The 11276-nt window shown below is 57.1% G+C and carries 14 protein-coding genes; 1 reads left to right on the top strand and 13 read right to left on the bottom strand.

Features of this window, described 5'->3' with window-relative positions; translation table 11 throughout:
- Window positions 1-428 (bottom strand): 30S ribosomal protein S4 (gene rpsD, locus V7680_RS13535; protein WP_335653795.1); only part of this gene is annotated, 428 nt, incomplete at its 3' end.
- A gap of 220 nt (window positions 429-648) precedes the next feature.
- Between rpsD and V7680_RS13530 the strand changes: the two genes are divergently transcribed.
- The gene (locus V7680_RS13530) at window positions 649-957 is read left to right on the top strand and encodes a chorismate mutase (protein ID WP_335653794.1); all 309 of its coding nucleotides are present in this window, start codon (window positions 649-651) and stop codon (window positions 955-957) included.
- 9 nt (window positions 958-966) lie between these two features.
- Here V7680_RS13530 and V7680_RS13525 read toward each other — a convergent pair whose 3' ends face one another.
- The 12 genes from V7680_RS13525 to ccmC form a co-directional block, all read right to left on the bottom strand.
- Window positions 967-1710 (bottom strand): RNA methyltransferase, encoded by a 744-nt coding sequence (locus V7680_RS13525; protein WP_335653793.1) that lies wholly within the window; start codon window positions 1708-1710, stop codon window positions 967-969.
- Entirely contained in the window at window positions 1707-2168 is a 462-nt protein-coding gene (gene nrdR, locus V7680_RS13520) for a transcriptional regulator NrdR (protein WP_335653792.1), read from the bottom strand. The genes V7680_RS13525 and nrdR overlap by 4 nt, the downstream gene beginning before the upstream one ends.
- 15 nt (window positions 2169-2183) lie before the next feature.
- Window positions 2184-3473, bottom strand: coding sequence for a serine hydroxymethyltransferase (gene glyA / locus V7680_RS13515; RefSeq protein WP_335653796.1), 1290 nt, complete (start codon window positions 3471-3473; stop codon window positions 2184-2186).
- A 14-nt stretch (window positions 3474-3487) separates the two neighbouring features.
- Entirely contained in the window at window positions 3488-3940 is a 453-nt protein-coding gene (gene rpiB / locus V7680_RS13510) for a ribose 5-phosphate isomerase B (protein ID WP_335653791.1), read from the bottom strand.
- A gap of 113 nt (window positions 3941-4053) precedes the next feature.
- A complete protein-coding gene (locus V7680_RS13505; RefSeq protein ID WP_335653790.1) occupies window positions 4054-5994 on the bottom strand; it encodes a potassium transporter Kup in 1941 nt (646 codons plus the stop codon).
- Window positions 5995-6148: 154 nt separating this feature from the next.
- A complete protein-coding gene (locus V7680_RS13500) occupies window positions 6149-6805 on the bottom strand; it encodes a tetratricopeptide repeat protein (RefSeq protein WP_335653789.1) in 657 nt (218 codons plus the stop codon).
- Window positions 6802-7218 (bottom strand): cytochrome c-type biogenesis protein, encoded by a 417-nt coding sequence (locus V7680_RS13495; protein ID WP_335653788.1) that lies wholly within the window; start codon window positions 7216-7218, stop codon window positions 6802-6804. Before V7680_RS13495 ends, V7680_RS13500 begins: the two co-directional genes overlap by 4 nt.
- A complete protein-coding gene (locus V7680_RS13490; protein WP_335653787.1) occupies window positions 7215-7742 on the bottom strand; it encodes a DsbE family thiol:disulfide interchange protein in 528 nt (175 codons plus the stop codon). The genes V7680_RS13495 and V7680_RS13490 overlap by 4 nt, the downstream gene beginning before the upstream one ends.
- Complete coding sequence (locus V7680_RS13485) at window positions 7739-9676, bottom strand: heme lyase CcmF/NrfE family subunit (protein ID WP_335653786.1); 1938 nt, start codon at window positions 9674-9676, stop codon at window positions 7739-7741. The genes V7680_RS13490 and V7680_RS13485 overlap by 4 nt, the downstream gene beginning before the upstream one ends.
- Window positions 9673-10122 carry a cytochrome c maturation protein CcmE gene (ccmE, locus tag V7680_RS13480; protein WP_335653785.1) on the bottom strand — a complete coding sequence of 150 codons (450 nt, stop codon included), beginning with the start codon at window positions 10120-10122 and terminating at the stop codon, window positions 9673-9675. The genes V7680_RS13485 and ccmE overlap by 4 nt, the downstream gene beginning before the upstream one ends.
- Window positions 10119-10250: a hypothetical protein gene (locus tag V7680_RS13475; RefSeq protein WP_335653784.1), complete on the bottom strand. Its 132-nt coding sequence runs from the start codon at window positions 10248-10250 to the stop codon at window positions 10119-10121. The genes ccmE and V7680_RS13475 overlap by 4 nt, the downstream gene beginning before the upstream one ends.
- Entirely contained in the window at window positions 10247-10966 is a 720-nt protein-coding gene (ccmC, locus tag V7680_RS13470) for a heme ABC transporter permease CcmC (protein ID WP_335653783.1), read from the bottom strand. Before ccmC ends, V7680_RS13475 begins: the two co-directional genes overlap by 4 nt.
- Window positions 10967-11276 lie beyond the last annotated feature (310 nt).

Below are 11276 nucleotides of genomic sequence, written 5' to 3'. Positions count from 1 at the left end.
AGCGAAATCACGTCGCCCGGTACAACCTTGCGCGATGCAACATTACATTTGACGCCGTTTACCCGGATATGTCCGTGGCTTACGAGCTGACGGGCAGAAAAGATGGTCGGAGTGAACTTGGCGCGATAGACAACCATGTCGAGACGCTGTTCGAGCAGGCCGATCAGGTTCTGGCTGGTATCGCCCTTCATCGCTGCGGCTTCTTTATAAGCGCGGCGGAACTGCTTTTCCGTCACATCGCCGTAATAGCCCTTGAGCTTCTGCTTGGCGCGCAACTGGATACCGAAGTCGGACAGCTTGCCCTTGCGGCGCTGACCGTGCTGGCCTGGGCCATAGTCACGACGATTGACGGGAGATTTGGGGCGGCCCCAAATATTCTCGCCCATACGGCGATCAAGTTTATATTTTGAACTGGTACGTTTGGTCATATCAATGACTCCTCATTTGCTGTTTCTAAGTCTTCCCGGAACGCACCATCAAAACCATGAGTATTGATGCGGCCACCGCTTCACCGGGGTGCGGAGCCAATTGCAAGAGCGGGCCTATGGCGAGCAAAGCTCCGATTGTCAACATCGTTCACCCGCGAAAATCTTGCCAATACGACCGGCAGGCCTCGACTCTCTGACGAGTGACGATTATTGGGCTGGCATGAATGACCCCAAGCCACTGCCGCCCATGGAAACCATGACCGATGTCCGCGAACAGGTCGACCGTGTCGACGCGGAAATCATTGCCCTGATGGCCCAGCGTTTCGCCTGCATGGACGCCGCCGCGCGGATCAAGCAGGATCGCAACGCCGTGCGTGATGAAGCGCGCAAGGCTGCTGTTCTTCAAAACGTCAAACATCTGGCAGAACAAGCAGGCGTTCCCGTACCCACGATGGCCGCGATCTGGGAAATGCTGGTCGAAACGTCGATAAGCTATGAATTGCAGAAATGGGACCAGCTGCGCAAATAGCGCCAACCATCAAGGCTTTTCGGCTTTGTCCTTGCGTGGCGGCCGTTCCAGCGACGAGATAACGCCGCGCCAGGTCTTTACCTCTTCATTCGTCCACGCCGGCTTGGTCAGCATATTGCGGAGCGTCACTTTCGTCGCTCCAGCCCGTTCCGCCGGGTAGAAATAGCCGTTTTTATCCAGCGCCCGTTCGAGATGCTCGTAGAACATATCGAGCTCTTTCTGCGGAGCCGGTTCAGCCAGTTTCTTTTCCAGCGTCGGCTGGACATTGCCGACGCTGTCCATCTTGGATATTTCATAAGCCACAAGGATAACAGCCTGGGCCAGATTGAGCGATCCGAATTCCGGGTTGATCGGTACGGTGATGATCTTGCGCGCCAGTTCGACATCGACAATTTCAAGACCGGCACGCTCCGGCCCGAACAATATCGCGCATTTCCCGCTCGCCTGCGCCATATCTTCAGCAGCTTCCCATGGCGTGAGTACCGTCTTGGTCATGCTTCGTTTGCGCACCGTAGTGGCATAGACATGAGCACAATCCGCGACCGCCTCGGCGGTCGTTTCAAAAACCTGGGCATGTTCAAGCACCTGATCCGCGCCCGAAGCCGATGGACCGGCATCCGGATTGGGCCAGCCATCGCGCGGTTTTACAATGCGCATTTCGGTCAGCCCGAAATTCAGCATCGCCCGTGCCGCCTTGCCGATATTTTGCCCGAGCTGCGGATTGACCAATATGATTGCGGGTTGGTTGCTCACACGCCGCCGACGTCTTTCAGAGTACCTGCAAATTCCTTGAAATCCTTGGCTTCGGTAAAATCCTTATAGACCGAGGCAAAGCGTATGTAGGCGACGCTGTCGAGCGCCTTCAGGCCGTCCATCACCATCTCGCCGATTTTCTGCGAAGGAATTTCGGTTTCTCCGCTGGTTTCCAGCTGGCGCTGGATACCGGAAACAAGCTGATCCATCTGCTCTTGGGCCAGGCCCCGTTTGCGGCAAGCCAGAGCCACCGAGAGATCAATCTTCGACCGGTCAAACGGTTCCTTGCGGTCCTCGCTTTTGACCACCGTTATTTCACGCAATTGCACGCGTTCAAATGTCGTGAACCGAGCGCCACAACCTTCGCACTGACGCCGGCGTCTGATCGTTGTGTTGTCCTCGGTGGGACGGCTGTCTTTGACCTGACTGTCGTCATGGGCACAAAAGGGGCAACGCATGTGATGCTTTTCCGATCAATCCTGGTAAATCGGGAAACGGTCGCAAAGCGCCTGCACCCGTTCACGAACATCGGCTTCGATATCTGGATCCCCCGCCTCGCCTTTCTGGCGCAAACCGTCGAGCACATCCGCCACCATATCGCCGATCATCTTGAACTCGGCAGGACCAAAGCCGCGGGTGGTGCCGGCCGGTGATCCGACGCGGATGCCGCTGGTCTTCATCGGCGGCTGCGGATCATTGGGGATGCTGTTCTTGTTGCAGGTGATGCCTGCCCGCTCGAGCGCTTCGTCGGCGTCACGCCCAGTGATGCCCAGTGGCGAAAGATCGATCAGCGCTAGATGGGTGTCGGTACCGCCGGCAACCACGTCAGCGCCCCGTTCCTTGAGCGTTGCAGCCAGAATTTTCGCATTTTCAATCACCGCAGCGCAATAGCTGGTGAATTCCGGACGCAGCGCCTCACCAAAGGCTACCGCCTTGGCCGCGATCACGTGCATCAAGGGACCACCCTGGAGGCCAGGGAAAACCGCAGAATTGATCTTCTTGGCAATGGCTTCGTCATTGGTCAATATCATCCCGCCGCGTGGTCCGCGCAGGGTTTTGTGGGTCGTGGTCGTCACGACATCGGCAAATCCGAGCGGGCTCGGATGCAATCCGGTCGCAACCAGTCCGGCGAAATGCGCCATGTCGACCATGAACAAGGCACCTACGGAGTCGGCGATCGCACGGAATTTGGCGAAATCAATCTGGCGCGGATAGGCAGAGCCGCCAGCGATGATCAGTTTCGGCTGATGTTCCTTGGCAAGCGCCTCGACTTCTTCATAGTTGATCAGGTGATCGTCGTCGTTGACGCCATATTGGATCGCGTTGAACCATTTGCCCGACTGGGCCGGTTTCGCTCCATGGGTCAAATGCCCGCCAGCATCGAGCGACATGCCGAGAATTGTATCGCCCGGCTTGACCAGCGCGAGCATCACCGCGCCATTGGCCTGCGCTCCGGAATGCGGCTGCACATTGGCAAAGCCGCAATCAAACAGCTGCTTGGCGCGTTCGATCGCCAGCGTCTCGACCGCATCCGACGGCGCACAGCCCTGATAATAGCGGCGTCCAGGATAGCCTTCGGCATATTTGTTGGTGAAGACCGAGCCCTGAGCTTGCAGCACTGCCCTGGAAACGATATTTTCCGACGCAATCAGCTCGATCTGGTTTTGCTGGCGTGCCAATTCGGAGTTGATCGCGCCAGCCACTGCCGGATCGCTCTCGTCGACAGAAAAGTCGAAAAATCCGGTTTGGCGGATATCCTGCATATCTGCGACATTGCTCACGCTTCTACTCCTTCAAATTTTGGTGCGGTTAATTTGTCGACCCGGCGCTGGTGCCGGTCGCCGCCAAATGGGGTTTTTAAAAAGATATCGAGACAGTCCTTGGCGATTTCGATGCCGACTAGCCTTGCGCCCATGGCAATGACATTCGCGTCATTATGCTCCCGGGACAGTTTTGCCGACAGGCCTTCGGAGACCAGAGCACAGCGGCAAGCGGGATTGCGATTGACCGCCATCGAGATGCCAAGACCGGAGCCGCAAAGCGCTACGCCTCGTTCTGCGCGACCGGATGCCACTTCGGCGGCCAGCTTGTAACCAAAATCGGGATAGTCGACGCTATCATTGGTCATCGGCCCAAGGTCAGTTACGTCATGGCCTGCCTCATTCAGCCAGTCCACCAGAGCGGCTTTCATATCTAAAGCGGCGTGATCGGAGGCGATGGCGATGCGCATGGGCAATTCCTGTGTCGAGAATCGGATGGCCGCTATTTAGTAGAGAGAGCCGCGATAGGCCACCGAATATTTGGCGCGGGGAAAAGCCGGTCGAAGGCGGCTGCACTCAGGCGTCAAATTTCCATCTGGCTCCCGAGCTCCACCACCCGATTGGTGGGAAGCTTGAAAAACTCCATCGCGGTCGCCGCGTTGCGCAGCATCCAGGCAAAAAGCTTTTCTCGCCAGACCATCATCTCCGGTTTTTTCGATGGCAGCAACGTCTGACGCGACAGGAAGAAGCTGGTTGTCATCATGTCGAATTCCATCCCGCACCCTTTGACCTCTTTCAAGGCTTCCGGCACATCGGTTTCCTGCATGAAACCGAAATGGAGGATGAGCCGGTAGAAGCCATGGCCGATATCCTTTACCTCGCAGCGCTTGTCTGCTTCGATCGTCGGCACATCATTGATGTTGACGGTCAGGATCACCACCCGTTCGTGGATGACCTTGTTATGTTTGATATTGTGCAGCAGCGCCGATGGCACCCCGGCCGAAGAAGAGGCCATGAAAATGGCGGTTCCGGGAACCCTTGTGGCGCTGTTGGCAGCGGATTTGGTGAAGATCTCGATTGGCATCGCCGATTCAGCCATGTTTTTCCGCATGATCTGGCGGCCTTTGGCCCATGTCGTCAGAATGACGAAGGCAACGCCACCAACCGCCAATGGGAACCAGCCGCCATCGGGAACCTTGGTCAGGTTGGCCGCGAAATAGGCACCGTCGACGATGAAGAAAATAGCCAGCAACGGTATCGTGAACCACAGTTTCCATTTCCACAGGACGACCATCACAATGGCCAGCAAACAGGTATCGATGAACATCGCGCCGGTCACCGCAATACCATAGGCCGAAGCCAGATTGCTCGAGGTCTGGAAGGTCAGCACCAGCAGGATTACCGAAATCATGATCGCCCAGTTGACGAAGGGGATATAAATTTGCCCAGCTTCCGAAGCACTGGTGTGCTTGATCGTCAGGCGAGGAATGAATCCGAGCTGGATCGCCTGATGGGTCACCGAGAAAGAGCCGGAGATCACGGCCTGGCTAGCGATGAAGGTCGCCATCGTCGCCAATATGACCAGCGGCAGACGGAGAACTTCCGGCGCCATGATGAAGAACGGGCTTTTGATCGCTTCGGTTGCACCGGCGGCATCCAGAGACAGGATCATCGCACCCTGTCCGAAATAATTGCACAGCAGCGCTGGCATGACGAAACCATACCAGGCAATCCGCATCGGTTTCTTGCCGAAATGGCCCATGTCGGCAAACAGCGCCTCGGAGCCGGTAACCGCCAGTACGACCGAACCCAGCGCCAAAAATGCCTTAAAGCCGTCGGTGATGAAAAACTGCACGGCATACCAGGGGTTGAAGGCATAGAGAACCGAAGGATGGCCAACAATCTGGATGATGCCAAGCGTCCCGATAACGGTGAAATAAACAAACATCACCGGCGCGAACAGCGCGCCTATTTTCGCGGTGCCGCGTGACTGGATCAGAAACAGAAAGACCAGCAGGGTCAGCGCGATCGGAATGACCAGATGACCCAGTCCGGGCTGCACAACGGCCAGTCCTTCGACCGCGGATAGAACCGAAATCGCGGGCGTGATCATGCTGTCACCATAGAAAAGCGCGGTCGCAAATACGCCGAGCAATATCGCCAGCCAGCCATATTTGGATCGTCGCATAACCCCGGAAATCAGCGCTACCAGCGCAAGACTACCGCCCTGCCCCTTGTTGTCAGCACGCATGGTTATGGTGACATATTGGATGGTCACCACCAGCGTCATCGACCAGAAGATCAGGCTGACGACGCCAAGCACGTGAATCCGGTCGAGTTCCAGCGGATGCGCGCCGATAAACGTCTCGCGAAACGCGTATAGCGGACTCGTCCCGATGTCGCCGAACACGATGCCAATCGCGCCCGCCGACAATTTGGCAATGGCAGTATTACGCTGTGGCGAACCGTGGGTTCGCACCGTGTCGTCTAGCGTTTCTGCACTTTCGGTTGGTTCTGCGGACATTGATTGGCCGTTACGGCTATACCCCGATCAATTTGGACACAATATGCGGTTTACTGGCATTCGTGTCAGCAAGCGCGCGCGCTTAGCACGGGCATTTAGCAGGTGCAATAAAACGACTACGCTTGAATATCAACTTATTCATAAAGCTGGGGTTTTACTGCTCTGCCGGTGGCTCCGGCTGAACGGGTAGTGTGGGTTGTATCTGTTCCATAGTCGCCAGGCGCGACTCGAGATCTTCGCGCCACGGGGCGTCTTCGCTGCTTCTGGCGAGCAATTCGGTCCAGATTGCCCGGGCCTGATCGATCTTTCCCGACTGGGCATAAGCCAGTCCGAGGAAAAACGGTGGCCCGGGATGTTCCGGCGACAAGTCAGCTGCTCGCTGGAAGGCGAATTGCGCGGCGGGGGTAATCACGCCATTGGCATGAACCACCAGCGCATTGCCCAGTCCGACCCAGAGATCGGGATCGTCCGGATGTTCCTTCACCCCGTTGCGTAGATAATTGGCAGCGGCCCCGTGCTTGCCGGACCGATTGAGAGAATCGGAGAACACCAGCCATTCGCGTGCCGTGCCAAAACGCTCACCCATTTCGTTGCGCGCATCAATTGTCGCATCGTCGAAACTATTGGCTGTTTCCTTCGGCACGACCGAGACGCCCGCCATTCCCGGATGTCCCTGCCAGGCGTAGCCTGCAACACCGAGCAACAACGCGGCAGCGGTGATTTCATATGTGCTGCGGGATAATTTCCCGAGCCAGATCAGGGCAGCAGCACAAACAAGCACCAAGACAAAAACTATGATCCAGCCCATCATTCATCATCCTTTGGTTTGCGGAAACGCCCGCGCGCCAGCCAAAAGGCGGCAAGCAGCAGGATGATCGGTGCAATCCACAGCGGCCAGGTAACGGCTGAGGCGATTGGTGGATTGTAGGACACCCAATTGCCATAGCGCTCGACCAGCCAGCTCCTGACCTCTTCCGGCGTTTCGCCAGCGGCAATTTTTTCCCGCACCTGACTGCGCATGTCGCCAGCCATCGGCGCATTGCTGTCGGCGATCGACTGGCTTTGGCATTTCAGACAGCGCAATTCTTCCATCAGATCGCGCGCAGCAGCTTCCTGTCGCGGGTCATCCAGCTGCCGGTCGGCATATGGCGCGGGCGGCAGACCGGTTTGTGCCGCGATCGGAACCGCGAGACACATGCTCAACAGGGCAAGAAAGCGCCTCACTTCGCTTCCTCAAGCAATTTCAGTAGCTTGGGAATGTCTTCTTCGCGGATATCCCCGATATGCTGATGGACGATGACGCCCTTTCCATTGATCACAAAAGTCTCCGGAACACCCGAAGAGCCTAGTTCGAGCTGCACCTTGCTCGTCGTGTCGGTACCGATGCGGGCATAAGGATTGCCCCAGCGGTTGAGAAAATTGGCAATATCTTCTGGCGTATCGCGGCTGGCGATCGCGTTGATTTCAACCCCTGCCCGCTGCAGCGCCAACAATTGCGGTGCCTCTGCAATACAGGGCACGCACCAGCTGGCGAAAATATTGAGCAATGTCGGCTTGCCCTTGGCGAGATCGGCGCTGCTCAAGGCAGGCCGCTGTTCAACCGCTCCGGGCAAGGCGAATGCGGGCATAGGCTTGCCCACCATCTTGCTCACGATGATATTGTCCTTCGGCATCATCAGGCCGGTTGCGACCGCAGCGAAAAACAGGCCGAAGAGAGCGAGCGGCAACCAGAGCAACCAGCGGTTCATAGCATAGCCTCGGCATATTCCCGTTGCTTGCGCTGTTTATAACCACGCCGTAAACGACCAACCATTGCCAAGAAACCGCCCAGCGCAACCAATATACCGCCAAACCAGATCAGCGGGACAAACGGTTTCCACCAGACCCGGATCTGCCAACGGCCCTCGCTGTCACCATCGCCGAGCACGACATAGAGCTGCCCGTTCCAGCGGGTGAGCAGCGCGGCTTCGCTGGTTTGGGTCTGGGCGGCAGCAAACATCCGGTTTTGCGGTGCGATTTGATGCACCGCGCCATCGCCATATTGTGCAGTAATCCGGCTTTCGAGGGCGGTCCAATTGGGTCCGGCGACCGGTTCGATCGCCTCGAACTTGAGCTTCCAGTCATTCACGACAATTTCGTCACCCGGCTTTGCCGCGACCAGTCTTTCTTCGGTAAAGCTGGATTCGCAAGCCATGCCGACAAGCGCCACCGCGATACCGAAATGGGCGATGACCATGCCGTAGGTGTGCAACGGCGTGCGGCGCAGGTTGCGTTTCCACAAGGGTGCGAAGCTGGCAACGGCCACCCCGGCAGCCAGGCCAAGGCCGAGCAATGCGAGGACCGACATGCCGGTGGTGAACAAAGCCAAAGCAAATAGCGCAGTGGCCGCGATCAGAATCGGGATAGAGATGCGGTTGATCAAAGCTTTGGGACTATCGCGTCGCCAGCGTAACAGCGGGCCTGCGGCCATAACCGCGACCAGCATCAGCGCCAGCGGTCCGGTCGCGAGATTGAAATAGGGAGGACCGACCGACAATTTGTCTCCGGTTATCGCTTCGACCAGCAACGGATAAAGCGTACCGATAAACACCAATGCCAAAATCACCGACAGCAGCAGATTGTTGGCAACCAGCGCACCTTCGCGGCTGACCAGTTCGAACCGCGAGCCTTCTTTCACTGTGCCGACACGCAGCGCGAACAATGCCATTGCTCCCCCAATATAGAGGGCGAGCAAGGCCAGAATGAAGCTGCCTCTTTCGGGGTCCACGGCAAAGGCATGAACGCTGGTCAAGATGCCGGAGCGAACCAGGAATGTTCCGATCATCGACATCGAGAAAGCGACCACCGCCAGCATCAATGTCCAGGCTCGCAGACCATCACGCGTGGCCAGAACGGTTACCGAATGGAGCAATGCAGTCGCGGCCAGCCAGGGCATCAGCGAAGCATTTTCGACCGGGTCCCAGAACCACCAACCGCCCCAGCCGAGCTCATAATATGCCCAATAGCTGCCGGCAGTAATGCCGAGAGTCAGAAAAATCCATGCGCCCAAGACCCATGGCCGCATCGCCTTGGCAAAGGCCGCTCCGACATCGCGGGTAATCATCGCGCCAACGGCAAAGGAAAAGGCGACCGAAAGCCCGACATAGCCGAAATAGAGCGTCGGCGGGTGGAAAGCGAGACCGGGATCCTGCAATAGCGGATTGAGCCCCTGCCCGTCCGCCGGGATCGGAAACATCCGCTCGAACGGGTTGGAAGATACTAGCAGAAAGGCGTAAAAACCGAGGCTGATAAAGGCTTGTGCTGCTAGCGTCGCGACCAGAGTTTTGGTTTTGAGCGAGCGTTCGAACATCGCAATGAAGGCACCGGCCAATCCCATCACCGTCACCCACAACAGCATCGATCCTTCGTGATTGCCCCAGGTTCCGGCAAATTTGTAAAGCAAGGGCTTCACCGAAGCGCTGTTCATCACCACCAGCTTGACCGACATGTCGGAACGCAGGAACAGCCAGATCAGCAGCAGAAATGACAAGGTGACAAAAAGCCCCTGGGCAATCGCCACCGGCCGGATCGCGGCATAATAGGCCTCGCGTTCGGTCCGCAGACCCACCGCACCCAGAATGAATTGCAACAATGTCAGTGCGCCGGCGAGCCAGAGCGCGATCAGTCCCGTTTCGGCGATCATTGGACCAGCGTCTCCGTTTTGCGCTTGCCGGCGGTCATATCTATACCCTCCAGTTCACGCGGAATATAATTTTCATCATGTTTGGCGAGCAATGTCTCGGCGACAAACATGCCATTTTCGTCCAGCCGTCCGTCAGCAACTACGCCCGAACCCTCGACGAATAAATCCGGTGTAATCCCGGTGTAGGTAACATTTTGCTGCGCCGTGCCGTCCTGGACGATGAATTGTACCGTCACCCCGTCGGCCGAGCGCTGGATCGAGCCTTCTTCGACCATGCCGCCAAGGCGAATGGCGGCACCCGCTTCAGGCTTCTTGGTTGCAATATCGGACGGCGTATAAAAATAGCTGGCCTGGTCCTGCAGCGCATAGGCAGCAAGCACACCGGCGCCGATCAGGGCAACCACCGCCACCAGCACCAGAGTCAGTCTTTGATGTTTTGCTTTCATTTACGCTTACTCAATTGATCTGCCTTGCGCTCGGCCCGGAGCATCGAGACATAGCTGTTCACGACAACCGCTGCTGTGCCAATCAGCACTATGGCATAAGAGGCGAAGACGAAAGGCCAGTGGTTCATTCGGCTGCCATCCTTTTCAGCCGGGCATCGACTTTGGTTTGCGCCAGACTGGCGCGCATCCGCATAAGCACAATCGCGCCGAATAAGAGAGAGAAACCTATCGCCGAAACCAATAGAGGCCATAGATAGAGAGCATCAATGGTGGACTTCCCCATGATGCTGATGCTCGTGCCCTGATGCTGGGTCTCCCACCATTCGACCGAAAAGCGAATGATCGGCAGGTTGACGATGCCTACCACACCAAAAATTGCGGCAATCCGGCTCTGGCCATTGGCCCTGCTCGTTTCGTTAGCGAGAACGATATAGGCAAGATAGAGAAAAAACAGCACTAGCATCGAGGTCAGTCGGCCATCCCAGACCCACCAGGTTCCCCAGGCCGGACGCCCCCAGATCGAACCCGTGATCAGACATAGAAGAGAAAACAACGCCCCCGGAACCGCAATCGCGCGCGCCGCATGCGAGGCGAGCGGATGTCGCCAGATCAGTTCGGTAACACTGGCGATCGCGATGCCGCTCCATCCCGCCATGCCTAGCCACGCCATTGGCACGTGGACGAAGATGATCTTTACCGTATCACCTTGCAACCGCTCGGCCGGCGTAGCCATCAGGCCCCAGACGCAAGCGATCAAAACCATGACGATGCCGCCAAACAGCAAAAATGGTGTCAGCGGCTTGGCCAGCGTCAAGAAACGGGTAGGATTTGCAAAAGCGTGCATGGATTGAGCGGTGATTGCCTCGAGCTAGATCGCGTCCAGTGTCATTCGCCGGTTTCGATGGCAGAAGGACGGCCCAGCGACAAGTGTTTTTGCGATTTTCAGTCGGCGGCGACTCTGGCTGAAGTCCAGACTGATGAATCTTGTGCGATAATCACCGTTAGATTTTCCAGCCCCGGCTAATGCAATGTGATCGCGGACAATTGTTTGGCAAGTCGCAGCGCGGCGACATAGTCGGTTTCAAAAAACACACCGGCCTGATCCCCCGACAGGCCGACGCGCGCGAGCATTTCCTTCGGCTGACGCTGTACAC

Source organism: Parasphingorhabdus sp., assembly GCF_036963705.1.
Taxonomy (GTDB): domain Bacteria; phylum Pseudomonadota; class Alphaproteobacteria; order Sphingomonadales; family Sphingomonadaceae; genus Parasphingorhabdus.
The sequence above is the reverse complement of the archived record's forward strand: the minus strand, read 5'-3'. Positions and strand labels throughout refer to the sequence as shown.